The sequence below is a fragment of the Pseudomonas sp. 18058 genome (assembly GCF_902706155.1).
Classification (GTDB): Bacteria; Pseudomonadota; Gammaproteobacteria; order Pseudomonadales; family Pseudomonadaceae; genus Aquipseudomonas; species Aquipseudomonas rustica.
The window spans coordinates 1-24,356 of the sequence record NZ_CACSJY010000060.1 but is presented as its reverse complement, the minus strand read 5'-3'; the positions used below and the strand labels follow the sequence as shown (position 1 = coordinate 24,356).

The 24,356-nt window shown below is 61.1% G+C and carries 23 protein-coding genes and 1 pseudogene; 5 read left to right on the top strand and 19 right to left on the bottom strand.

The annotated features are described in order from the left end of the window. Positions 1 to 4: 4 nt before the first annotated feature. The 13 genes from GVL50_RS24185 to paaF all read right to left on the bottom strand — a co-directional run bounded on the left by GVL50_RS24185 (position 5) and on the right by paaF (position 15,335). A complete protein-coding gene (locus GVL50_RS24185; RefSeq protein WP_159815311.1) occupies positions 5 to 2,215 on the bottom strand; it encodes an LTA synthase family protein in 2,211 nt (736 codons plus the stop codon). 265 nt (positions 2,216 to 2,480) lie between these two features. Continuing rightward, positions 2,481 to 4,544 (bottom strand): phenylacetic acid degradation bifunctional protein PaaZ, encoded by a 2,064-nt coding sequence (gene paaZ, locus GVL50_RS24180; RefSeq protein ID WP_159815310.1) that lies wholly within the window; start codon positions 4,542 to 4,544, stop codon positions 2,481 to 2,483. Positions 4,545 to 5,058: 514 nt separating this feature from the next. Then, positions 5,059 to 6,135, bottom strand: a complete 1,077-nt coding sequence (gene paaE, locus GVL50_RS24175) for a 1,2-phenylacetyl-CoA epoxidase subunit PaaE (protein WP_159815309.1) — start codon at positions 6,133 to 6,135, stop codon at positions 5,059 to 5,061. A 30-nt stretch (positions 6,136 to 6,165) separates the two neighbouring features. Beyond that, the gene (gene paaD, locus GVL50_RS24170; RefSeq protein ID WP_159815308.1) at positions 6,166 to 6,699 is read right to left on the bottom strand and encodes a 1,2-phenylacetyl-CoA epoxidase subunit PaaD; all 534 of its coding nucleotides are present in this window, start codon (positions 6,697 to 6,699) and stop codon (positions 6,166 to 6,168) included. Further along, positions 6,686 to 7,447 (bottom strand): 1,2-phenylacetyl-CoA epoxidase subunit PaaC, encoded by a 762-nt coding sequence (paaC, locus tag GVL50_RS24165; protein ID WP_159815307.1) that lies wholly within the window; start codon positions 7,445 to 7,447, stop codon positions 6,686 to 6,688. The genes paaD and paaC overlap by 14 nt, the downstream gene beginning before the upstream one ends. Positions 7,448 to 7,455: 8 nt before the next feature. Then, complete coding sequence (gene paaB / locus GVL50_RS24160) at positions 7,456 to 7,737, bottom strand: 1,2-phenylacetyl-CoA epoxidase subunit PaaB (RefSeq protein ID WP_008079627.1); 282 nt, start codon at positions 7,735 to 7,737, stop codon at positions 7,456 to 7,458. A 162-nt stretch (positions 7,738 to 7,899) separates the two neighbouring features. After that, a complete protein-coding gene (gene paaA / locus GVL50_RS24155; RefSeq protein ID WP_159815306.1) occupies positions 7,900 to 8,889 on the bottom strand; it encodes a 1,2-phenylacetyl-CoA epoxidase subunit PaaA in 990 nt (329 codons plus the stop codon). Positions 8,890 to 9,157: 268 nt separating this feature from the next. Further along, a complete protein-coding gene (gene paaK / locus GVL50_RS24150) occupies positions 9,158 to 10,483 on the bottom strand; it encodes a phenylacetate--CoA ligase PaaK (RefSeq protein ID WP_053119429.1) in 1,326 nt (441 codons plus the stop codon). A gap of 99 nt (positions 10,484 to 10,582) precedes the next feature. Continuing rightward, on the bottom strand, positions 10,583 to 11,794 hold the full coding sequence (gene pcaF / locus GVL50_RS24145; protein WP_159815305.1) for a 3-oxoadipyl-CoA thiolase: 1,212 nt from the start codon (positions 11,792 to 11,794) through the stop codon (positions 10,583 to 10,585). After that, the gene (gene paaI / locus GVL50_RS24140; RefSeq protein ID WP_053119433.1) at positions 11,787 to 12,236 is read right to left on the bottom strand and encodes a hydroxyphenylacetyl-CoA thioesterase PaaI; all 450 of its coding nucleotides are present in this window, start codon (positions 12,234 to 12,236) and stop codon (positions 11,787 to 11,789) included. Before paaI ends, pcaF begins: the two co-directional genes overlap by 8 nt. Beyond that, complete coding sequence (gene paaH, locus GVL50_RS24135; RefSeq protein WP_159815304.1) at positions 12,223 to 13,737, bottom strand: 3-hydroxyacyl-CoA dehydrogenase PaaH; 1,515 nt, start codon at positions 13,735 to 13,737, stop codon at positions 12,223 to 12,225. Before paaH ends, paaI begins: the two co-directional genes overlap by 14 nt. Before the next feature lie 2 nt (positions 13,738 to 13,739). After that, the gene (paaG, locus tag GVL50_RS24130; RefSeq protein WP_008079634.1) at positions 13,740 to 14,531 is read right to left on the bottom strand and encodes a 2-(1,2-epoxy-1,2-dihydrophenyl)acetyl-CoA isomerase PaaG; all 792 of its coding nucleotides are present in this window, start codon (positions 14,529 to 14,531) and stop codon (positions 13,740 to 13,742) included. A gap of 33 nt (positions 14,532 to 14,564) precedes the next feature. Then, positions 14,565 to 15,335: a 2,3-dehydroadipyl-CoA hydratase PaaF gene (gene paaF / locus GVL50_RS24125; RefSeq protein ID WP_159815303.1), complete on the bottom strand. Its 771-nt coding sequence runs from the start codon at positions 15,333 to 15,335 to the stop codon at positions 14,565 to 14,567. A 370-nt stretch (positions 15,336 to 15,705) separates the two neighbouring features. Here paaF and paaY point away from each other — a divergent pair, with 370 nt between their 5' ends. From paaY to feaR, 3 genes are all read left to right on the top strand, one after another. Beyond that, the gene (gene paaY / locus GVL50_RS24120; protein ID WP_159815302.1) at positions 15,706 to 16,305 is read left to right on the top strand and encodes a phenylacetic acid degradation protein PaaY; all 600 of its coding nucleotides are present in this window, start codon (positions 15,706 to 15,708) and stop codon (positions 16,303 to 16,305) included. A 184-nt stretch (positions 16,306 to 16,489) separates the two neighbouring features. Further along, positions 16,490 to 17,413, top strand: coding sequence for a phenylacetic acid degradation operon negative regulatory protein PaaX (gene paaX / locus GVL50_RS24115; protein WP_159815301.1), 924 nt, complete (start codon positions 16,490 to 16,492; stop codon positions 17,411 to 17,413). An 84-nt stretch (positions 17,414 to 17,497) separates the two neighbouring features. Beyond that, positions 17,498 to 18,412, top strand: coding sequence for a transcriptional regulator FeaR (gene feaR, locus GVL50_RS24110; RefSeq protein ID WP_053119446.1), 915 nt, complete (start codon positions 17,498 to 17,500; stop codon positions 18,410 to 18,412). A gap of 3 nt (positions 18,413 to 18,415) precedes the next feature. Here feaR and GVL50_RS24105 read toward each other — a convergent pair whose 3' ends face one another. From GVL50_RS24105 to GVL50_RS24085, 5 genes are all read right to left on the bottom strand, one after another. Beyond that, positions 18,416 to 18,937, bottom strand: a complete 522-nt coding sequence (locus tag GVL50_RS24105) for a hypothetical protein (RefSeq protein ID WP_008079639.1) — start codon at positions 18,935 to 18,937, stop codon at positions 18,416 to 18,418. A gap of 137 nt (positions 18,938 to 19,074) precedes the next feature. Next, a complete protein-coding gene (locus GVL50_RS24100) occupies positions 19,075 to 19,596 on the bottom strand; it encodes a methylamine dehydrogenase light chain (protein WP_008079640.1) in 522 nt (173 codons plus the stop codon). A gap of 14 nt (positions 19,597 to 19,610) precedes the next feature. After that, positions 19,611 to 20,237: a methylamine dehydrogenase accessory protein MauD gene (mauD, locus tag GVL50_RS24095; protein WP_008079641.1), complete on the bottom strand. Its 627-nt coding sequence runs from the start codon at positions 20,235 to 20,237 to the stop codon at positions 19,611 to 19,613. 3 nt (positions 20,238 to 20,240) lie between these two features. Continuing rightward, positions 20,241 to 20,780, bottom strand: a complete 540-nt coding sequence (locus GVL50_RS24090) for a MauE/DoxX family redox-associated membrane protein (protein ID WP_159815300.1) — start codon at positions 20,778 to 20,780, stop codon at positions 20,241 to 20,243. A 12-nt stretch (positions 20,781 to 20,792) separates the two neighbouring features. Next, entirely contained in the window at positions 20,793 to 21,941 is a 1,149-nt protein-coding gene (locus GVL50_RS24085) for an amine dehydrogenase large subunit (protein WP_053119457.1), read from the bottom strand. 345 nt (positions 21,942 to 22,286) lie between these two features. On the opposite strand from GVL50_RS24085, the gene GVL50_RS24080 reads away from it, so the two are divergent. Together GVL50_RS24080 and GVL50_RS24075 are read left to right on the top strand one after the other, a co-directional pair. Further along, a complete protein-coding gene (locus GVL50_RS24080) occupies positions 22,287 to 22,679 on the top strand; it encodes a cytochrome c family protein (RefSeq protein WP_159815299.1) in 393 nt (130 codons plus the stop codon). Next, on the top strand, positions 22,676 to 24,166 hold the full coding sequence (locus tag GVL50_RS24075) for an aldehyde dehydrogenase family protein (RefSeq protein ID WP_159815298.1): 1,491 nt from the start codon (positions 22,676 to 22,678) through the stop codon (positions 24,164 to 24,166). Before GVL50_RS24080 ends, GVL50_RS24075 begins: the two co-directional genes overlap by 4 nt. 72 nt (positions 24,167 to 24,238) lie before the next feature. Here GVL50_RS24075 and GVL50_RS29150 read toward each other — a convergent pair. Continuing rightward, positions 24,239 to 24,356: pseudogene (locus GVL50_RS29150) on the bottom strand (IS110 family transposase); the annotation flags it as partial.

The following is a 24,356-nucleotide window of genomic DNA, read 5'->3' as shown; positions in this document are numbered from 1 at the left end:
ATATTCAGGTGGATTGGGCGGTGTCGTCCTCTGGCACTTCGTCCAAGAGGTCTTCCTGGCCCGGCAGTTCAGTAATCACGCTGAAATCCGTGACCTCAACCGCGCCTTCCCCATACCCCAGCAAATGAAAGGAAAACGCCTTTCGCTGCTGCGGGTTATCAAAGCTGAAATCCATCTCCAGCGGTTGATCCGCCGTGGCGACCATTTCCGACGGCAGACCCAACTGCACGTCTTTCTCGAATTCCTTGGCCTTGAGCTGAATAAACGCCGTTTGCTGCGGATCAACCGCACGCACGGTCAGGCGCACGCGGGTGTAAGAACCTTTGGGCATTTCCAGGTATTGCGCGCCGATCAGGTTGTCAGCCCAGTCGTCCTTGATCTGCGCTTGCAGCGGGATGACGTTGGTGCTGCCGAACTGATAGCGCTGATTGAGTGGGGTGCGCAGCAGTGACAGATCGAGTGCGTTGGCACGCGCTGCAATTTGTCGGGCCGGGTGGCCGCTGTATTTACCTTTGTACGTGGCGCTTTCGGCAATGAACCCGGCGCTTTCGTAGTAACGGCAGCGGCGCGGCATATCGCATTCGGAGAAGATGCCTTGGCCATTGTGGTAACGCAGTTTGCCGTTGGTGAAGGACATGATTTCGCGACCGGAATCGTAGTCGCGGAACAGCGAACGACCGCTGAGTGCCGTGGGTACCGGCAGGTCGAAATAGTCGAGGATCGACGTGCTCAGATCAACGTGGCCATAAACCCCTTTGTTCAGCCTTGGCAGTTGTGATTGCTCGGGCGCGAGGGTGAGATTGAATCCCCAAGAGGAGGCCAGACGTACACCGTCGATGCCATGGGACTCATCCGAAGTAATCACTACCAGCGTGTCTTTCAACACGCCTTGGCGTTCGAGACCGCTGAGGAACTGCTCCAACGCGTCATCGAGATAACCGACGGCGGCTTGTTTGGGGGTTTCATAACGCTCCAGATATTCCTCCGGGGCGGAGTAGGGCTGGTGCGTGCCAACGGTCAGTAGTGTCAACATCCATGGCTGTTTCTGCTTCTTCAGTTCACCGACATAGTCCAGCGCACCCTCGAAGAAGGCCTTGTCGTCCTTGCCCCAGGGGAATTCCAGGTAGTTGCTGTTGGTGAACCATTCCAGACCATGGGTCGCATCGAAACCGATGTGCGGCATGATTTTGTCTTTGGCCATAAAACGCAGCCCGGCGCCTTGCAGGTAATGCGTGCTGAAACCGTGCTGGCGCAGTTGCGCCGGCAGGCAGGCTTGATTGCGTTCATGCAGGGTGAGCATTTCCACGCCTTTGGGCGTGCCGTTGTTGAGCTTGTCGTAATCGCCGCAGAGCATCGCGTACAGGCCGCGAATGGTCTGGTGCGTGTGCAGCACGTAATCCGGAGTGTTCATGCCGCGCTCGGCCCAGCGGCTGAGGTTGGGCATCAGGTCTTCCTGATAATGGCTGCCAATGGCTTCGCGGTTAGCGCGGAGGTAGGCGCCGGGAATGCCTTCCAGCGCGATGATCAGCACGTTGCGCGCCTGGCCCGGCGCGGCCAGCAGTTTGTGGCCATTGAGGTCGACGTCGGTGAGCCCGGCCATCGCCGGCGCGGGTTCTTCAATATCGCCGTCGAGCCATTCTTCGCCCTGAATCTGCAGATCGGCGACTTCGCTGGCGAGCAGTTGGTGTGGCAGGTTGTACAGCCGCCACGGATCAGCTTCGTTCGGCCACAGGTTCTGCGCGCCCCAATGCGCGGCGAACAACACCAGTGGCACGCTCCACACCGCGCGGGGCAGGGCTGGGCGAGGGTTGTCACGCCCGAGATACCGGGTCAGCAGCCAGACCATCAGCGCCAACAGCAAAACAATGCCCACCGCCGGATGCGCCAAACCCCCGCCGGTAGAGTTTTCGACAAATTGCGGATCGATCAGGTAATGAATGTCGGAAGGTGTCGGCAAGCGGCCGACTGCGCTCACCAGTTCAGCAGTCGCCACCGCCAGCAGGCCCCAGAACAACAGCACCGGCAGCGCCAGCCACCAGGCGCGGCGATGCAGCAAAACCACCAGCGAACTGCCAATGGCCAGATCTGACAGATACCCCAGCGGTGACGACCAGCCCAATACCGCGCGCAGGCACACCGGCACGATCAGCACCAGAATGATCAACGAGACGAGGCGGGCATGCGGATGCCGCAAACGGTGAAAAAGAGCGCTCACAAAAAAAAGACCTTACCGTCATTAAAACGTCAAAAAAGTGTGGGCGATGATACCAAGGGTGGGCGGACTGATCGCCCTTTTAAACGCTTGGGTGATCTGGTTTGGGCAGGTGCTGAATGGCTTGAAACCCAGAGCGGCTCTAGAATTGCCCAACAATCGTCGATATTTCTATCGGCGTGTTTATTGTTTCAGCCTGTTTAATAACTCCAGAACCCAATCAATTCCCCTGTGGGAAAGGGGCAACCTTGCGCTGCCCCTTTATTCGTTACGCTGCGACTTCTTCGCGCTTCACCACCAAGGTCAAAATGTCATAGCTGGCCACCAGTTCACCGAGCTGGTTGGTGACTTCCACGTCCCACGCCACCACGCCTTGCGGAATACCTTGCGGGCTCTTCTTGCCCTGGTCGATCTTGCGTTTGCAGGTCAGGCGCGCCTGAATGGTGTCGCCGATACCGACCGGGTTGATGAAACGCAAAGTGTCGAGGCCGTAGTTGGCCAGCACCGGGCCGGGCGCAGCGGAGACGAACAGGCCGGCGGCCGCCGACAGCACGAAATAGCCGTGGGCGATACGCTTGCCGAACTGCGATTCCTTGGCGGCGATGTCGTCGAAGTGCATGTAGAAGTGGTCACCGGACAGACAGCCGAAGTTGACCAGATCCGCTTCGGTGACAGTGCGGCGGTGAGTCAGCAGCGACTCGCCGATCTGCAGATCCTGGAAGTGTCGACGGAATGGATGCACTTCGGTCTCGATGACTTTTGCGCCGCGCACGTGTTCACCGGTGACGGCAGCAAGCATGGTCGGCGAGCCCTGCACGGCGGCGCGTTGCAGGTAGTGTTTGACCGCGCGCAAGCCACCCAACTCTTCACCACCACCAGCGCGACCCGGGCCGCCGTGTTTCAGTTGTGGCAGTGGCGAACCATGGCCGGTGGATTCGGCAGCGGATTCGCGATCCAGCACCAACAGACGCCCGTGCCAGGCCGCGGCGACCGGAATGGCTTTGGCGGCGATTTTCGGATCCTTGGTCACCAGGCTGGCAACCAGACTGCCCTTGCCGCGCGCGGCCAGCACCAGCGCTTCATCGAGATCGTCGTAGGCCATCAGTGTGCTGACCGGGCCGAAGGCTTCGATGTCATGCGCGCCACCTTCGGCGTGCGGATCACGGGCCAGCAACAGCGTTGGAGCGAAGAATGCGCCTTGGCTGACGTTTGCGCCGCGCGGTTCGAAACCGTCCTCAGCGCCGAACAGCTGATCGCAGCTTTGCAGCAAGCTTTGCAAGCGTTCGCCGACGTCCTTCTGCTGATCATGGGAAGCCAATGCACCCATGCGCACGCCTTCCACGGATGGATCGCCGACGACGACTTTCGCCAAACGATCGCGCAGACGTGTGGCGACGGCGTCGATGTGTTGCTTGGGCACGATGGCGCGGCGAATCGCGGTGCATTTCTGCCCGGCCTTGGTGGTCATCTCGCGGGCGACTTCTTTGATGAACAGCTCGAACTCTTCGTCGTCCGGGGTTACGTCAGGGGCGAGGATCGCGCAGTTCAGTGAGTCGGCCTCGGCGTTGAACGGCACCGAGTTGCGGATCAGGTTCAGGTTGACGCGCAGCTTGGCGGCGGTGTCGGCGGAACCGGTGAAGGTCACCACGTCCTGGCCTTGCATGCGGTCAAGGAGGTCGCCGGTGCTGCCGATCACCAGTTGCAGGCTGCCGGTCGGCAACAGACCCGAGGCATCCATCATGCGCACCACGGCTTCGGTCAGATAGCTGGTGGCGCTGGCCGGTTTGACGATGCACGGCATGCCCGCGAGGAAGCACGGCGCGAATTTTTCCAGCATGCCCCAGATCGGAAAGTTGAACGCGTTGATGTGCACCGCGACGCCGCCGCGCGGCACCAGAATGTGCGTGCCGGCAAAGGTGCCGAGTTTGCCCAAGGCTAGCGCCGGGCCTTCGTGGACGATGTTGCCCGACGGCAACTCACGCGCGCCGAGGCCGGCGTAGGTGAACAGCGTGCCGTTGCCGCCCTCGATGTCGATCCAGCTGTCGGCGCGGGTGGCGCCGCTGTGGTGCGAGAGCGCGTAAAGCTCTTCCTTGCGTTCGCTGAGGTACAGCGCCAGGGCTTTGAGGCGTTGCGCGCGTTGCTGGAAGTCGAGCTTCATCAGTTCGGTGACGCCTTGGCGGCGACCGAATTCGATAGCTTCGGCGAAGTCCGGGCGCTCTTCGTGAGTGCGTGCCAGCTCGTGGCCGTCGATGGCGCTGCGCAGGATTTGCGCGCCGTGCTGGCCGATCCAGCGGCCGGCGAGGAAGCTTTGCAGGGTAGGGGCGTGGGGCATGAAATAAGCTCCTGTGCTTGAAATTAGTGTTGGCTGGCGCCGGACGCGCCGATGCCGGTCATCGAACGGATGAACTGAGTAAGCCCGCTCCCACATTGGTTCGTGTTGATGCCTGGCTCATTGAGCACCACCATTCCCCTGTAGGAGTGAGCCTGCTCGCGAAAGCGGTGTGTCAGGCAACTTCAGTGTTGAATCTGATGACGCCTTCGCGAGCAGGCTCACTCCCACATGGTTTTGTGTTGATGCCTGGCTCATCGAGCACCACCATTCCCCTGTGGGAGCGAGCCTGCTCGCGAAAGCGGTGTGTCAGGCGACATCAATGTTGAATCTGATGACGCCTTCGCGAGCAGGCTCGCTCCCACATGGTTTTGTGTTGATGCCTGGCGCTGTGAGCACCGCCATCCTCTGTGGGAGCGAGCCTGCTCGCGAAAGCGGTGTGTCAGGCGACTTCATGTTGAATTTGATGACGCCTTCGCGAGCAGGCTCACTCCTACAGGGGATGGGTTTGAATCCTTTAGAACTGGTCGAAATCGAGGACGACTTTGTCGCTCACCGGGTATGCCTGGCACGACAGCACATAGCCCGCCGCGACTTCGTAATCTTCCAGCGCATGGTTGCTGTCCATGTCGACTTCGCCTTCGATGACTTTGCACTTGCAGGTCGAGCACACGCCGGCCTTGCACGAGTACGGCAGCTCCAGGCCTTGCGCATTGCCGGCATCGAGCAGGCTCTGGCTGTTGCGCGGCAGTTCGAACGCCACAGCGCGGCCGTCGCTGATCACGGTGATCTGGCTGACCCCGGCGTCGAGCATTTGCGCGGCTTCGCGGGCTTCGCGTTTGTGCTGGCTGCCGGCCGCGGCGAACAGTTCGAAGTGGATGCGCTCGGCGCCCATGCCTTTGGCCTTGAGGCTGTCGCGCACGGTTTCGGTCATCTCTTGCGGGCCGCAAATGAACGCTGCGTCGAGGGCTTTGACGTCGAGCCAGCGGCTGAACAGTTGCTCGCATTTCTGCGCGTCGATGCGACCGTTGTAGAGGTCAACATCCTGTTGCTCACGGCTGAACACGAAGATCAGATTGAGACGTTGCAGGTAACGGTTTTTCAGATCCTCCAGCTGTTCACGGAACAATGCGCCGGAGCTGGAACGGTTGCCGTACAGCAACGTGACGCGGCTGTGCGGTTCGTTCTCCAGCGTGGTTTTGATGATCGACAGAATCGGCGTGATGCCCGAACCCGCTGCCACAGCGAGGTAATTGCCATGCCGCGCCGGATCCAGATCAACATGGAAATGCCCGGCCGGCGGCATCACTTCCAGCGTGTGCCCGGGCTGCAATTGCTCATTGGCAAACGCCGAAAACCGCCCGCCGGCCACGCGTTTGATCGCAATGCGCAGTTCGCCGTCATTGACCCCGGTGCAGATCGAGTACGAGCGGCGCACTTCTTCACCGTCCATCTGCGTGCGCATCACCAGGTGCTGGCCTTGGGTGAACTGAAAACTGTCCTGCAGGTGCTGCGGAATGTCGAAGGCGATGGACACGGCGTCACGGGTTTCGCTGCGCACGTCCTTGATGGTCAGGCTGTGAAATTTGCTCATTATTGTTCTCCCGACACGGCGCTGTGCCGTTCAGATGCACTTGAAATAGTCGAAGGGCTCGCGGCAATCGCAGCAGCGGTACAAGGCTTTACACGCGGTCGAACCGAACTCGCTGAGCACTTCGGTGTGGGCGCTGCCGCACTGCGGGCAGAGCACCGTCGGACTCTCGCCGAGCAGCGTGCGTTTGCTTGCGCTGCCATCGGGCGGGGCGATGCCGTAAGCGCGCAGGCGTTCGCGACCATCGGCGGTGATCCAGTCGGTCGACCACGCCGGGGTCAATTTGCGCTCCAGTTTCGGCGCATTGAATCCGGCCTGTTCCAGCGCGGTGCGGATGTCATCCTCGATCACTTCGGTGGCCGGGCAACCGGAGTAGGTCGGCGTGACCACCACGTGCAGATGCCCGGCCTGCCAGTCGAGATCGCGGACGATACCCAGATCGACCACGCTGACCACCGGCACTTCCGGATCCATGACTTCGGCGAGGGTCGCCCAGGCCTTGTCCAGATCACCGAGCAGCGCCGGCCGGGCGCCGCGATCGCTGGTGATCAACTCACCAGGTTGCATCGGGATACGCTCGTGGCAGGAACTGCATTTCTGCGAGCAAAATGCCCAAGTGTTCGCTGTGCAGACCGCGACGGGCATTCAGATAGAAGTAACTCGGCGCCGCCGGGACGGGCAGGGTGGCGCGAGTGAACACGTCGTTGACCGTGGTTTGCCATTGCGCAGCGACGCTGGCGATGTCCGGCGAAATACCGGCCGCGCACAGATGTTGTTCGCTGTCGTCAGCGGCGATCAGTTCGACGGTAAAACGCCAGACTTCCGGAATCGCCGCGAGCATGCGCCGATGGCTTTCTTCGGTGCCATCGCCCAGGCGTTCGATCCACTCGCCGGAGCGGCGCAGGTGATAGGTGACTTCCTTGGCCGCTTTGGCGGCGATCCCGGCAATGCGTTCGTCGCTCGACTGGCTCAGGCCCTGCAACACCGGCAGGTGCCAGGCGTCGTAGAGGAATTGCTTGAGCATGGTTACGGCGTAATCGCCATTCGGTTGCTCGACCAGCAGCAGATTGCGGTAGGCGCGCTCGTCGCGGCGGAAGGCCAGATCATCGGCATCGCGGCCGTCATCCAGCAACTCGGCAGCGTATTCCAGCCAGTGCCGCGCCTGCCCAACGAGGTCGAGGCCGACGTTCATCAGCGCCAGTTCTTCTTCCAGCGCCGGCGCCTTGCCGCACCATTGGCACAGACGCTGGCCCTGAATCAGGGCGCTGTCGCCGAGGCGCAGCAGATATTCGATCAGATCGGTTTTATCGTTCATGGTCGACCTCACATGTGCCCGACTTCGGCCGGCAGTTCGTAGAAACTGGCGTGGCGATAAACCTTGTCGTCAGCCGGATCGAACAGCGGATCCTTTTCATCCGGCGACGAGGCGGTGATCAGCGCCGAAGGCACCACCCACAGGCTCACGCCTTCACTGCGACGGGTGTAGAGCTCGCGGGCGTTTTCGATGGCCATGGTGGTGTCGGCGGCATGCACGCTGCCGACGTGCTTGTGATTGAGGCCGTGCTTGCTGCGCACGAAAACTTCGAAAAGGGTCCATTGGGACATGTCATTCACTCCACATCAGTTCGGTTAGTGCGGCTGACAATCGATCGTTCCCACGCTCCTGCGTGGGAATGCAGCCCGTGACGCTCCGCGTCACTGGACGCAGAGCGTCCCTTGAGGCGTTCCCACGCAGAGCGTGGGAACGATCAGCAGTCGTGCCTTGGGTCAGGCGGCGTTCTTGTTGTGTTTTTTACGGGCATGAGCGACGGCGGCTTCGCGTACCCAGGCGCCGTCTTCAATGGCTTTGCGGCGGGTGGCGACGCGCTCCTGATTGCACGGGCCGTTGCCCTTGAGCACTTCGTAGAATTCGTTCCACTGGATTTCGCCAAAATCGTAGTGGCCGCGCTCGGCGTTCCACTTCAAGTCAGGATCGGGGCAGGTGCAGCCGAGCAGTTCGAGCTGCGGGATGGTCTGGTCGATAAAGCGCTGGCGCAGTTCGTCGTTGCTCTGGCGCTTGATCTTCCAGGCCATCGATTGCGCACTGTTTGGCGAGTGCTCATCGCTCGGGCCGAACATCATCAGCGACGGCCACCACAGGCGATTGATCGTGTCCTGCACCATGTCTTTTTGCGCCTGAGTGCCGTAACGCATCATGGTCAGGAGAATTTCGTAGCCCTGGCGCTGATGGAAACTCTCTTCCTTGCAGATGCGCACCATGGCCCGCGAGTAGGGGCCGTATGAAGTGCGCTGCAGCACCACCTGATTGACGATCGCGGCGCCGTCGACCAGCCAGCCCACCGCGCCCATGTCAGCCCAGTTCAGCGTCGGGTAGTTGAAGATGCTCGAATACTTGGCTTTGCCGCTGTGCAGCTTGGCGATCTCTTCATCGCGGTCGGCACCGAGGGTTTCCATCGCGCTGTAGAGGTACAGACCGTGGCCAGCCTCATCCTGAATCTTCGCCATCAATTGCAGTTTGCGTTTCAGCGACGGCGCGCGAGTCACCCAGTTGCCTTCCGGGAGCATGCCGACGATTTCGGAGTGGGCGTGCTGGGAAATCTGCCGGATCAGCGTCTGGCGATACGCATCGGGCATCCAGTTTTTCGCTTCGATCTTGATTTCTGAATCGATTTTTTCCTGGAAGGCGCGTTCCTCTTCGGACATCTCCGCAAGGTCTTTGATGCGCTTGACGCCGGTTTCTACAAGCTGTGCGTACATTATTGTTCTCCTGCCTCAGGTTTTTCGAAGGCATGTTCGAGGGCATGGATAACTTTATAAGTGATACGGAAATTAATATCAAACACAAAATAACGTGTCGTATGTTTTTTCTGTATCGCTTCGGATGAATGGTGAGCGGTGCCCCGCATTTGCAAAGCGGAAAAACGCGCACGGCGATGCTCGGCAGAGCATCGCCGTGGTTTTGCAGGGGGAGGGAGGGATTGCAGCGAGCAGCGAAGGCCTTGCACCTTCGCCGCTGTTATTGCTTTTAAGCTTTCACGCGTTTATCGATCACATGGCAGGCCTTGCCTTCCGAGCGTTTGATCGAGAATGGCGGCTGCAGCAGCACCCGTGAACTGATACCGATATACGTCTTGATGTGCTTGCTCAGCTCGCCGCACAGAGCTTTCTGCTGTTCATCACTCAAGCCTTGATGCTCGGCCTTGAGCTCGACGTGGACATCGACGCTGTCGAGATTGCCGTTGCGATACAGGTGAATCTCGTATGACTCCGACAGCTGTTTGACTTTCAGCACCTGCTCTTCGACCTGGGTCGGGAACACGTTGACGCCACGGATGATCAGCATGTCGTCGCTGCGGCCGGTGATCTTGTCGATACGGCGCATCGGGCGTGCGGTGCCCGGCAGCAGGCGGGTGAGGTCGCGGGTGCGGTAGCGGATCATCGGCAGGGCTTCTTTGCTCAGCGAAGTGAACACCAGTTCGCCCATCTGTCCGTCCGGCAGCACTTCGCCGGTGATCGGGTCGATGATTTCCGGGTAGAAATGGTCTTCCCAGATCGTTGGGCCGTCGCGGCTTTCCGCGCATTCCATGGCCACGCCCGGGCCCATGATTTCCGACAAGCCATAGATGTCGAGCGCAGTGATGCCCAAGCGTGCCTCGATGGCGCTGCGCAGTTCGGCAGTCCACGGCTCGGCGCCGAAGATGCCCAGGCGCAGGGCCAGTTTGTGCGGGTCGATGCCCTGACGTTCGATCTCGTCGGCGATGTTGAGCATGTACGACGGCGTGACCATGATGATGTCGGGCTGGAAATCCTTGATCAATTGCACTTGTTTTTCGGTCTGGCCGCCGGACATCGGAATCACCGTGCAACCCAAGCGTTCAGCACCGTAATGCGCGCCGAGGCCGCCGGTGAACAGGCCGTAACCGTAAGAGATGTGCACCTTGTCACCGCGGCGGCCGCCGCCGGCGCGAATCGAGCGGGCAACGATGTTTGCCCAGGTGTCGATGTCGTTCTGCGTGTAACCGACCACGGTCGGTTTGCCGGTGGTGCCGCTGGACGCGTGCAGGCGCACGACGTCATGCATCGGTACGGCAAACATGCCGTAGGGATAGTTGTCGCGCAGGTCGGATTTGGTGGTGAACGGAAACTTCGCCAGATCATCCAGCGAGCGAATGTCGTCCGGGTGCACGCCCAGGGCATCGAAGCGTTGACGGTACAGCGGCACATTGTTGTAGGCGTGGTTGAGGCTCCAGCGCAGGCGCTCGAGTTGATGCTGACGCAACTGGTCGACGCTGGCGGTTTCCAGCGGATCCAGTTCAGGGTTGAGCACGGCTTGGGCAATTGGCATGTTCATGACTTCACTCGAATTATTTTTGTGTTTCCGCCCCGGTGGCGCAGGGCTCTGAGTGCATGCCCCAAGGATACCTGTCGGCACCTCGGGAATCGCGGTTCTTTAGTCGGATAAACGTTCGATCACCAGCGCGATGCCTTGACCGACACCGATGCACATGGTGCACAGCGCATAGCGGCCCTGACGCTCTTCCAATTCCTGCAGGGCGGTGGTGACCAGTCGCGCGCCGCTCATCCCCAGCGGATGGCCGAGGGCAATGGCGCCGCCGTTCGGGTTGACGCGTGGGTCGTCATCGCCCAGACCGAGTTCACGCAGCACCGCCAGGCCTTGCGCGGCGAACGCTTCGTTGAGTTCGATGACGTCCATGTCGGCGAGGCTGAGGTTGGCCAGTTCCAGCACCTTGCGCGTGGCCGGCACCGGGCCGATGCCCATGATCCGTGGCTCGACGCCGGCAGTGGCCATCGCCACGACCCGGCCGCGAGCCTTCAAACCGTAACGCTGTGCGGTTTGCGCATTGGCCAGCAGCACGGCGCAGGCGCCGTCATTCACGCCCGAAGCATTGCCGGCGGTGATGCTGCCGCCCTCGCGGAAGGGTGTGCCGAGTTTCTGCAGTTGCTCCAGCGTGGTGTCGGCGCGCGGGTGTTCGTCATGCTCGACGACTTTGGCCGGGCCTTTGCGCTGGGGGATTTCCACGGCAACGATTTCTTTCGCCAAGCGTCCGCTGGCCTGCGCGGCCGAGGCGCGTTGCTGGCTGCGCAGGGCGAAGGCGTCCTGGTCGGCGCGGGAAATGTTGAACTGTGCGGCGACGTTTTCTGCGGTCTCGGGCATCGAATCAATGCCGAAGGTTTTCTTCATCAGCGGATTGACGAAACGCCAGCCGATGGTGGTGTCGTGCATCTCTGCGGAACGGGAAAACGCGGTCTCGGCCTTGCCCATCACCAGCGGCGCACGCGACATCGATTCGACGCCGCCGACCAGCATCAGCCCGGCCTCACCGCTGCGAATCGCCCGTGCGGCAGTGCCGATCGCATCCAGTCCCGAGCCGCACAAACGGTTGAGCGTGGTGCCCGGCACGCTGACCGGCAGCCCGGCCAACAGCGCCGACATGCGCGCAACGTTGCGGTTGTCTTCACCGGCCTGATTGGCGCAGCCGTAGATCACGTCGTCGACCTGGCTCCAGTCGACTTGCGGGTGGCGACGCAACAGTTCACGCAGCGGCACGGCGCCGAGGTCGTCGGCGCGCACGCTGCTCAAGCTGCCGGCGTAGCGACCGATCGGGGTGCGCACGGCGTCGATGATCAGAGCGTCATTCATGGGGAGTCTCCGGCGTCAGCACGGTGCCGCGCACTTTGTAGGATTTGCCGTGGAACAGGGCGATCAATTGGCCCTGCTGGTTTTCAATGCGCACGTCGTAGTTGCCAGTGCGGCCCGAGCGCGATTGCTCGGTGCAGCGTGCGGTGAGCGTGTCGCCCAACTGCGCGGGCGCGATGTAATCGATGCTGCAACCGATCGCCACGGTGGCGTCGTTGTAACTGTTGCAGGCAAAGGCAAACGCCGAGTCGGCGAGGGCGAATAGGAAACCGCCGTGGCAGGTGCCGTGGCCTTGAATCATGTCGGCGCGCACGCCCATGCCCAAGGTGCAACTGCCGGGCGCGGCGCTGATCAGGCGGATGCCCAAACCTTGGGTGGCGGCATCGCGGTCGAACATGGTTTGCGCGCAACGGCTGGCGAGGCTCATGGCTTCAAGGCTGGTCATGGAATGTGCTCCCTTCGGCGACTTTGCGGCGTAACAGCAGCGATGGCCGGTAGCGCTCTTCGCCGTAACTGGTTTGCAGGTGGTCGAGGACTTGGGTGATCTGCGCCAGGCCGATGCGCTCGGCCCAGGCTAATGGGCCTTGCGGATAATTGACCCCGGCGCGCATGGCCAGATCGATGTCCGCCGCCGAGGCAACGTCGTGCAGCACGGTGTCGGCGGCTTCGTTGGTGAGCATGGCGACGGTGCGCAACACGGCGAGGCCCGGTGTGTCGCTGAGCAGGCTGACCTGCAGGCCGGCGCCTTGCAGCAGGGCGATGCCTTGTTCGCGGGCGTCAGTGCTGATGTCCGCCGAGCAACTGATGGCGATGCGTTTGGCGCTGGCGTAATCGAAAGCCAGGTCAATCAGGATCAGATTGCGTAGGCCATCTTCCTTCGCGCGTTGGCTGGCCATGCGCCCGTCGCTCAGGGCCAATACCGCTTCGCCGACCCTTAACAGGCCTTTGCCATCGCGCGTGATCACGCTGGTTTTCAGGCGTGGCAGCAAATCGTTAAGGACGCCGAGATCGCCTTCGACCACGCAGCTATCGACGCTCGCATCGCTGCTGATTTGTTGCGGCTGCGGACGTTGCGCGCCTTCGCTGTAATCGTAAAAACCACGACCGCTTTTACGGCCGAAGCGTCCGGCGTCGACCAGTTCTTTCTGGATCAGCGACGGCTGAAAACGAGTGTCGCCGTAATAGGCGTCGAACACCGAACAGGTCACCGCGTAATTCACATCGTGGCCGATCAGATCAGTGAGTTCGAAGGCGCCCATGGCAAAGCCGCCAGCCTCACGCATCAGCGCGTCGAGGGTGGCGCAATCGGCGGCGCCTTCCTGCAACAGGCGCAGACTTTCGGCGTAGAACGGCCGGGCCACGCGATTGACGATGAAACCCGGCGTCGAACGGGTGTGAACCGGTTGCTTGCCCCAGGCTTTGGCGGTGTCGAACAGAGTGCGGGCGAGGGCGGGATCGCTGGCCAGGCCGGAAACGATTTCCACCAGTGGCATCACCGGCGCCGGGTTGAAGAAGTGCAGTCCGAGCAGACGTTCCGGGCGTTGCAGCCCTGCAGCAATGCTGGTGATCGACAGTGAAGAAGTGTTGCTGGCGAGAATGCAGTCGTCGCCGCAAAGACCTTCCAACTGTTTGAACAACCCGCGTTTGACTTCAAGGTTTTCGACAATCGCTTCGATGATCAACGTGCAGTCGGCCAGCGTTTCGATGGCTTCTACCGCGTGCAAGCGAGCGACGATGGCGCCGCGCTCATCCGCCGCGAGTTTGCCTTTCTCCACGCGTTTACCGAGCTGGCAGTCGATACCGTCGATGGCTTGCGCGGCGGCGCCCGGACGATTGTCCAGCAGCAACACCGAATGCCCGGCTTGCGCCGCGACTTGCGCAATGCCGGCGCCCATGGCGCCGGCACCGATCACGGCGATTTTTGCGTTGCGGTCGAGTGCGCTCATGTTCAGCGACCCTTGAACGCTGGGGTGCGTTTGTCCATGAAGGCGCTGACGCCTTCGCGGTAATCCTCGCTGCGCCCGGCCAGCCGTTGCAGGTCGCGCTCCAGCTCAAGCTGTTCATCGAAGGTGTTGCTGAGGCTGGCGTTGAGGCTGCGTTTGATCAGCGCCAGACCGTAAGTCGGTTGTGTGGCCAAGTGGCGGGCGAGGGTCAGCGCTTCGTCGCGCAATTGCGCATCGTCAACGCAGCGATAGATCAGCCCCCATTGCTCAGCCTGTTCGGCGCTCAAACGGTTGCCGAGCAAGGCCAAGGCTTTGGCGCGGGCCATGCCAACCAGTCGCGGCAACGTCCAGGTGCCGCCGGAATCCGGGATCAGGCCGATTTTGCAGAACGCTTGAATGAAGCTCGCCGAACGCGCCGCCAGCACCAGATCGCAGGCCAGCGGAATGTTCGCGCCGGCCCCGGCTGCAACGCCGTTGACCGCGCAAATCACCGGCATTGGCAGATCGCGTAACTGGCGGATCAACGGGTTGTAGAAGGTTTCGATCGACACGCCGAGATCCGGTGCTTCAGTGCCTGGCGCGACATTGCGGTCGCTGAGGTCTTGCCCGGCGCAGAAACCACGACCTTCACCGGTCAGCAGCAGCACGCGCACTTCCGGGTTCTGCCGCACCTGCTTCAGCGCTTCCTTGACCTCCAGGTGCATGGCGGTGTTGAAGCTGTTCAGTTGCTCGGGCCGGTTGAGGCTGAGCAGGGCGACGCCGGCCTCGATGGAAAACAGGATGTGTTCGAAGTTCATGGGCAAGGCTCTCCGGGAGATCGTTCGAATCGGTTATTGGCCGCGAAACTGCGGCGCTCGCTTGTCTTGAAAGGCGCGGATGCCTTCATCGCGGTCGGCGGTGCCGGCCAGCAAGGTGAAGGCGTGGCGCTCGAAACGCAGGCCGCTGGCCAGGTCGGTGTCCATCGCCTTGAGCAGCGCTTCCTTGGCCAGACGCACGGCCAATGGCGCTTTCGCGGCGATGGCGTGGGCGATCTGCAGGGCGCGTTCGACGGTGAATTCCGGCTGGGTGATTTCGCTGACCAGGCCGGCGCGGAGCGCATGGCGGGCGTCGATGGCTTCGCCGGTGAGCACCATTTGCATCGCCAGGGATTTACCCACGGCACGCAGCAATCGCTGGGTGCCACCGGCGCCGGGCATGATCCCGAGGTTGATTTCCGGCTGACCGAAACGCGCGTCTTCACCGGCAATCAGGATGTCGGCGTGCATCGCCAATTCGCAGCCGCCGCCGAGGGCGAAGCCGTTGACGGCGGCGATCAGCGGCTTGCTGAAGCGGGTGATGGTTTGCCACGAGGCTTGGCGCGGGTCATTGAGGATGCCGACCAGATCGCGCTCGGCCATTTCCTTGATGTCGGCGCCGGCAGCGAAGGCTTTGCGGCTGCCGGTCAGCACCACGGCGCGGGTCTCGGGGTCGGCTTCGGCGGCGCTCAGTGCAGCGGCGAGTTCGCCGAGCAGTTCGGTGTTGAGGGCATTCAAGGCCTGCGGACGTTGCAGGGTGATCAGGCGCACAGCTTGCAGCTGTTCAACGGCCAGGGTTTGAGGCATGGCAAAGGCCCTCACGGAGCACGCTCGGCTAATGCCGGCTTGTTGTTGGTTCGACGTCAGGCGTCGGTTTTGCCGGAGTATAGGCTTAACGTGATACGTAAATGCAAGATTGAAATGTGATTAACGTGTCTTAAATGGAAGGTTGTGGAATTTGCTACAGCTCGTTGGTTCTTGGTTGGAGTTGAATAACTGATTGAAATAACTCAAATATTGGTAGGTTTTGTGGGGTCGAGATTGCCGATGAACGGTGTTCGACAAAAGCGATACGCTTTTCTCTCTTCACTGCATCGAAATGATGTGATACAAATCAAGCCTGTTTACGCATCGCTTTGCGTATCTCACCGCACAACGTCCACCAAAGGAGCCTGCGATGACCTGTTACAGCCTTGATGGACTGACCCCGGTGGTTGACCCTTCGGCCTATGTGCATCCGTCAGCGGTGTTGATCGGCGACGTGATCATCGGCCCGCATTGCTATGTTGGGCCGCTGGCCAGTTTGCGCGGCGACTTCGGCCGCATCGTGCTGGAAGAGGGCGCTAACTTGCAGGACACCTGCGTGATGCACGGCTTTCCCGACAGCGACACGGTGGTCGAGCGCAATGGCCATATCGGCCACGGCGCGGTGTTGCACGGTTGCCGGATCGGCGCTGACGCGCTGGTCGGGATGAATGCGGTGGTGATGGATAACGCACGAATTGGCGCACGCTCGTTTGTCTCGGCGGCGGCGTTCGTCAAAGCGGGTTTTGAATGCCCGGAACAGTCATTGGTGATGGGCGCACCGGCGAGTATCAAGCGCGTATTGAGTGATCAGGAAGTGGCGTGGAAACAGGCCGGTACTCGCGAGTATCAGGCGCTGGCCCAGCGCTGCCTGACGCAGATGCAAGAGTGCGAACCGCTGAGCGAACCTGAAGCGGATCGCCCGCGGATCAGTGACAGCGGCTTGCGCCCAAAAGCATCTCAATCCCAGTGAGATCAGGTCTTTGTGTGGTTGCAGGACTTTGTGGTGAGGGGATTTATCCCCGACGGGCTGCGAAGCGGCCCCAAAAGCCGGGACTGCTGCGCAGTCCATCGGGGATAAATCCCCTCGCCACAGGGTTCACTCATAAAGGTTTTGATTCGGTATATTCCTTCCTTTTTCATTGTCCGGTACGCCCATGTCATCGCTGACACCTTTGAACCACCTCATCACCCGTTTCCAGGAGCAGACGCCGATCCGCGCCAGTTCCTTGATCATCACGCTGTACGGGGATGCCATCGAGCCCCACGGCGGCACGGTGTGGCTGGGCAGTCTGATCCAGTTGCTCGAACCGATCGGCATCAACGAACGGCTGATCCGTACTTCGATTTTTCGCCTGACCAAAGAAGGCTGGCTGACCGCCGAAAAAGTCGGCCGCCGCAGCTACTACAGCCTCACCGGCACCGGGCGCCGGCGCTTCGATAAGGCCTTCAAGCGCGTGTACAGCTCAACCGTGCCGGCGTGGGATGGTTCGTGGTGCCTGGCGATGCTCACGCAATTGGGCCAGGACAAGCGCAAGCAAGTGCGCGAAGAACTCGAGTGGCAAGGTTTTGGTGCGATTTCGCCGGCCGTACTGGCGTGCCCGCGCAGTGATCGCGCTGACGTCAACGCGACGTTGCAAGACCTCGGCGCGCTCGAAGACACCATCGTTTTCGAAACCACCGCGCAAGACGTATTGGCCTCCAAAGCCCTGCGTGCACAGGTGCGCGAGAGCTGGAACATCGAGGAACTGGCGACGCATTACAGCGAGTTCATCCAATTGTTCCGACCGCTCTGGCAAGCACTGCGCGAGCAGGAAAACCTGCTGCCGGCCGACTGCTTAATGGCACGTCTTCTGCTTATTCATGAATACCGCAAATTGCTGCTGCGCGACCCGCAACTGCCCGACGAATTGCTCCCCGGCGATTGGGAAGGCCGCGCCGCCCGCCAGTTGTGCCGCAACATTTACCGATTGATCTACGCCAAGGCCGAAGAGTGGCTGAACACTGCGCTGGAAACCGCGGACGGGCCGTTGCCGGATGTCGGCGAGAGTTTCTATCGACGTTTTGGCGGCTTGAAATAAGCGCCACAACGAGGGAGCCGCACTGTTCAGGAAGAACGCTTGGATTGACGTAGATAATAAAAACAAGCCTGCGTGAGGCCAGACATGATTTCTTCAACTGCACAACGCCGTGACGGCTTCGATCAATGGATCCATCAGATCAATCAGATCTGTGGCGCCTTCAACGCGCAAACCCTCGGCGCCGATTTCTCCGGGCGCATTCGCGAGTACCAAAGCGGTGCGCTCAAACTGAGTTTTGTCGACGCCTGCCAGGCGCGGCTGTATCGCACGCCAACAGAAATCGCTGCCGGCGAGGGCGGTAAATATTTTGCCGTGTTCCAGCTCGAAGGCTCGGCGGGCATGGCCCAGGGCGACAACAAAGCCTTGCTCTCGGCGGGCGACATCACCCTGATCGACGCCTCGCGCCCGAGCGATTTCACCTACCACGAGAACTCGCGGCAACTGTCGCTGATCCTGCCGACGCATCTGGTCGAGAAGACCTTGCGCTTCAATCAGGTCAAGTGCGGCCACCGCATCCCGGCGAGTTCGCCGATGGCCATGCTCTCGCACCATTTGATTCTCGACGCGACGCGGCAGAAGAACCTCAGCCTGAGCGAAAGCGAAGCGACGCTGGAGGCGATTGTCAGCCTGCTGCGCCCGGCGATCAGCCACAGCGAAGATTGCAGCGATCTGCATGAACGGATCTTTCAGAAAACCCTGGCGTGCATCGACGAGCACATTCGCTGTGAAGAACTCTGTCCGGAGTGGTTAGCGCGGGAAGTCGGCATGTCGGTGCGCGGGCTGTACCGGATCTTTGCAAAAAAGGGTTTGGTGGTGGCGCGCTACATCAAGAATCGGCGGCTGGATTTGTGTGCCGAATCGCTGCGTCAAGCCGGGGCTGAGCAGAAGCTCTCGGTGTTCGGTTATTCCTGGGGCTTTTCCGATTCGAGCCATTTTTCCACGGCATTCAAATCACGCTTCGGCATTGCGCCGGGTGAGTACCGCAGGCAGCACGCCTGAGGCTCAGTAGTGCATGCCGTCATCGATGGCGATGCCTTGCGCGCGCATGGCTTTGATCAGCTCCGCGCGGGTGCCGGGCAGGTTGAGCATGGTTTCGTGGCGCAACTGCGCAATCTCGTCAGCGCTGTACGGCTGATAGTGCGCAGGCGTGCTTTTGCCGGCCATGCCGTCCTCGCGAATCAACCAGTTGAGCAGGTCGGCCAGTTGCGCGTTGTTCAGCGCTGATTGCGACATGCCCGGCACGCGCACCAGAAACTCCCGGCCACCGGGCACCTTCAGAAAGTTACCGACGAAACCGGTCAGACGCGGCGTGTCGTTGGCGGCTGAGCCTGTGCCGTCGGGCAAATGGCAACCTGCGCATTGCAATTGGTAGTTCACGCCGACGCTGTAACCCGCCTGAGCGATGGGCGTTTGCGGCGATTCGTTACCCGGCGCATGCCGCTGATTGGGGTTGGGAATGGCCCGGGCGTAAACCGCTGGCGCGGCCAACACCAAAGCTAGACCCATCACGAACAAATGACGCATAACAACATCCTCAAAAATTACACAAAACCTTTGTAGGAGCTGAGCTTGCTCGCGAAAGCGGTGTGTCAGGCAATCCATATGCTGGATGTGCTGACGTCTTCGCGAGCAAGCTCGGCTCCTACAAAAGGGCGGTGTTGTCAGACGGCGACACCGCGAATAATCGAAACCGTGCAGTGGTAGATGTGCGATTTCGCCGCCAAACACCAGTTCACGTCGTTGTTGTTGAACGGCCGGTACGCCGGTTCTTCGCTGTCGTTGCGCGTACAGGCGCACTGCGCGCAGCTCTGTTTGCCGCAGCAATCGTTGTACGAAATGATGTAATCCTTGCCGTCCGCCGGGTTGCGGCAGGTGCCGATCCAGGTTACTTGCGAGGCTTCGGTGCCGGGTGGGCAGGAGGTCACCGAGCCGCCGCAGCAACTGCACAGAAAGCCGTCGATCGAGCAGTAGCGCCAGTAGTCGCAGCTGTTCGGATCACCGGGATCGCCGGCTTTGGGATTGTCCGCCGCCAGCGCCTTGCTGGTGCGATCCAGTGGCAACAACAGCGGCAGTGCGGCGCCGGCGACCATCAGCGAGCCCATGCGCGCCAGCAATTTGCGTCGCGATGTGGTGTCGGCCACGCGGCGGGTCGAGCGCTCAAAGAGCAGATCCAGCAGTTTCATAAATGTCTCCCTGCTCAGTGGCTGTGGCTATGGCCGTGACTGTGGTCATGCGGTTGCGGCTGGCTGTTGAGGTATTCCTGCAGCGTGGCGCTGTGCAGGTGTTCGACCTCGAACAGGCTGTCCAGATGCTCGCGGGAATTGACCAGACCTTTGGCGCGCAAGGTGCCGGATTTGTCGATCAGCGCGGCGTACGGCAGCTTGCCGATCTGGTAGGTCATGCCGACTTCCGGGCCGACCACGTAGGTCATGTCATCGAGTTTGTGTTCGCGGATCAGCGCTTGTTGGGCATCCATGTCGCCGTCGCTGATAAACACCACGTCGAGTCGATCGGCTTGTTGTTTGGCGATGGATTTGATCGCCGGCAGCAGCGATTTGCAGATCGGGCAGGTCGGCGAGAGGAAGAACAGCAACTGGTTCTTTTCCCCGGCATAACCAAAATTGACCGGACGACCATGACGATCAGCAGCGGTCACTTGCGGCGCCGCTTCGTTGACCGCCACACCCTTATCGACCATCAGCGCACCGGCCGGAGCAATGCGCCCGTGCAGCACGCCGATCTGCCGCACCAGGCCCATCACCGCGAACGCCAGCGCAATCAGCAGCACCCACAACAGCACGTTGGAAATCATCAGACCTTGCATAAATCACCTACCAATCAATTTGAGCAGAAGAGGGGAGTTGGCCAGCAAGCCGTCGGCGGCGGCGTAGATCAGCAGCGCAACAGCACTGGCGGCGACGGTGACAAAACCGTCGAAGAAACCCAGGTCGCGAACGATCGGTGTGGTGCTCGCCAGTAACGCCAAAGCCACTAACACCGCGTTGCGCGCCAGCAGCACCGGGCGCAGTGGCTGTGCTTGATCCGGCCCGGCACAGCCGCAGTCGATGTCGCGGCGACCGCGCCACAGGTTGATGCCGATGGCGGAGGCGTACAGCGCGATCAACGCAGCTGCGCAGACCGCTGCAATGGCGCGGCTGAACGGCACCAGCAGGGCAAAAGCGATGAGCAACTCCAGCAGCGGAATCACTCGGCCCACGGGCCGTACCAGCGTTTCGGGCAGCAGTTGATAGTCCGCCAGTTGCTTGGCAAACCGCCCAGGTGCGCGCAGCTTGTGCGTCGCCGCGCTGGCCAGCAGCACGGCGACGGCCAGCGCACTGGCGATGATGAAAATCGGGTCAAGGGTCATGACTGAACCTCCTCAGTAGCTCATGACTTGCGTCGCGGTTTTCGCGACTTTCGGCATGCTCGATTGAAGCTTGTTGGTGCTCAGATCGAAGACCTGCAAACCGCCCTCGACGTCAGCGCCGAGCAGCAACGGTTTGTCGTCGCCGGTGGCTTGCAGGCTCCAGACCGGTGTCGGTGCTTCGAGGGTCGCGACCTTCTTGCCGGTCTTGATATCGAAGGCCCAGATCAGCGTGCTCGGGTCTTCCCACTTCATCGCTTCGTGGGCGTCGTGCATCAACACGTACAGGCGATCGAGCTTCGGTGCGACCGCCATCAACTGCCAGCCGCCAGGAGCCCAACCGGTTTTCTTTTCGGCGTCGTTGACCAGCGACCACGCCGGCAGAATCTTCGGCGCGTCGCCAGCGAAATCGACCGGGCGCACGGTGCCGGTGGTGGTGACGAAGTAGTAGGTGTCGCCGACGTTGACCGCGCGCTCGTTGAGCTTCTCGGCGTTCGGGTCGAAGAACGGCGTGCGGCTGCGCGCGGTTTCCTGGCCCTGATCATTGAGGGTGACCACTTGCAGGCTGCCGTCGCCGCACAACGAGGCGAAGCGGCGGTTGCCGACCGGGTAATTGAGCACGCAACCGGGGATGGCGATTTCACTGCTGACCGCATGGGACTGGGTGTCGACCACGGTCACCGAGGTCGATGGGGTGAAGTTGTAGACGTAGACGAAGCGGTCATCGCCGCTCGGTTTCAGGCCGTAGCGCTGGGTCAGGGATTCGGCGCGTTTGCTTGGAATCACCACTTCCCACGAGGGCGACAGCGTCGAGGTGTCCCACGCGGTGAGCACGTCGGTGCGGGTGCCGCGAGTGCCGCGCGAGTAGAACAGGTCGGCGCTGTACAGGGTTTTGCGGTCATGGCTCAGGGCCGATGGCGCGGCAAAACCGGTCGGCACCATGCCGAGGATTTTCTTCTTGTCGGGATCGACCACGGTGACGCGGCCCATCACGAAACTTTCGAATTCGACGTCGACCACGTAAGCGCGGTGCGCTTCGGGCGGGAACGCCAGCGTGGTCTGGCCGATGGTGTCGGGCGGCAGATCGGCATGGGCGCTGTTCAAGCCGAGCATCAGCAGGCTCAAGCCCAGCGCTGACGGTACGGTGATCCGGTTGGTTCGCATTGAAGGGGGACTCCCTGACTGGTGCCCTGAAAAGTGGGTGCCAGTGGATTCTGCCTCTGCGGCGAAACCGGGGAATTGCTGTGTCTGCCAAGTGCTTGTGTGTCTGTGCCAGTCGCAATTGGCAGCCTTGCCAACACGACTGGCAGGCAGGGCAAAACCTGCTTTGGCGGCAGGCCAGACAATCTCCATCAGCTCCCGTCGCCACCAATCCCTGTAGGAGCTGAGCTTGCTCGCGAAAGCGGTGTGTCAGGCAACCCCTGTTCTGAATGTGCTGACGTCTTCGCGAGCAAGCTCGGCTCCTACAGGGATTGGTGTGTATTCACTGTTTTTTTGGATGTGTCTTCTATGTCCCTGCTCAAATTCGCCTGTGCTTCGTTGTTTTCTCTGACACTCGCCCAAGCCGCTGTCGCCGCCGATTGCGCGGCGGATTCATCCCACGGCGCACAAATTTTCAACACCGAATGCGGCGTCTGCCACGCGGTTAAAAAAGACGTCACCGGCATGATGGGCCCCAACCTTAACGGCGTGATCGGGCGCAAATCCGGCTCGCTGGCAGGCTTCAGCTATTCCCAGGCGATGCGCAGCAAAGACGTCACCTGGCAGGCCGAGACCATCGCCGAACTGATCACCCAACCCCAGGCCTACGTGCCCGGCACCTACATGCCCTACATGGGCCTGGCCTCGAAAGATGATCGTGAGGCCGTGGTGTGTTTCCTCAATTCCAAGGAGGCTTTATGAGCAACGTTGCAATGCTGCCGCAAGTCGCGGCGTTCATTGATCGTCGACATGGCTGCTTTATCGATGGCCAGTGGCAATTCGCTGACGGGCCGACGATTGCCGTGGTCGATCCGGCCACCGGCCAGACCTTGTGCGAAACCCTCGATGCGCCGACCGAACTGGTCGAGCGCGCGGTGCAGTCGTCGCACGCGGCGTTCAAGTCTGGCGTGTGGTCGGGGCTGCGCCCGGCCGATCGCGAGCGCATCCTGCTGAATTTCACCCGCCTGGTCGAGGAGCACGGCGAAGAGCTGGCGCAACTGGAAACCCTCAGCCAGGGCAAGTCGATCAACATGGCCCGCGCGCTGGACGTCAACGCCACCGTGGAATTCATGCGCTACATGTCGGGCTGGGCGACCAAGATCGAAGGGCAGACCTTCGACGTGTCGATTCCGCTGCCGCCGGGAACAAAATTCACCACGTTCACCAAACGCGAACCGGTGGGTGTGGTGGTCGGCATCGTACCGTGGAATTTTCCATTGATGATCGCCGCGTGGAAGTTGATGCCGGCGCTGGCCACCGGTTGCACGGTGGTGATCAAACCGGCGATGGAAACTCCGCTGACGGCCATGCGTCTGGCTGAACTGGCGTTAGAGGCGGGCATTCCGGCAGGCGTGTTCAACGTGGTCACGGGCGGCGGGGCTTCGGTCGGCGGCGCGCTGACGGCGCATCCACTGGTGAGCAAGGTGTCGTTCACCGGTTCGACGGCGGTGGGCAAAACCGTTGGTGTCGCGTGCATGGCCAACATGACCCGTTTTGCGCTGGAACTGGGCGGCAAGAACCCGATGATTCTGCTGGCTGATGCCGATGTTGAAAAAGCCATTCAAGGCGCGATTCTCGGTGGCTTGCTGAACAACGGTCAGGTGTGCGCGGCGGCGTCGCGCTTCTATGTGCATCGTTCGATTCACGACCAGTTTGTCGAAGGTCTCGCGGCAGTGGTTTCGGCCATGCCGATTGGCGCGGGGATGAACTGCGAGGCAGCGATTAATCCGCTGGTGTCACGCAAGCAGCAACAGAGCGTGCTCAAGCACATCGAACTGGCCAAGCGTGAAGGCGCGCGGGTGGTGTGTGGCGGTGAGCTGCTGGAAGGCGAGGGTTTCTACGTGCAGCCGACGGTGTTGGCGGATGTCGATCACAGCATGGCCGTGGCCCGTGAAGAAGTGTTCGGCCCGGTGTTGGCGGTGATTGCGTTTGATGATGAAGACGCGATGATCGAGTTGGCCAATGACAATCCGTATGGTTTGGCCGCGAGTTTGTGGACGAACGATTTGAGCAAGGCGATGAACCTGGTGCCGCGTATTGAAGCGGGCACGGTGTGGGTGAATGCGCATGTGCTGCTGGATCCGGCGATGCCGTTTGGCGGGGTCAAGCAATCGGGGATGGGGCGAGAGTTTGGCAGGACGGTGATCGAGGCCTACACCGAAATGAAATCCGTGTGCATAGCCCATTGATCCCCCGTCGCACCTTTTACATTTGAAATGCATCCCCCCTGTGGGAGATTCTATGGTTGCGAACAACGTTTTTTAGGCAGTTTTGCTGACGTATGCTTTCTCGCTCTTCAGCAGCGCGTATGCAATACGCGCGAGTTTACGTGACAAAATCACCAGCGCTTCAGTGGTGGCCTTGCCCTTGTTTCGATGA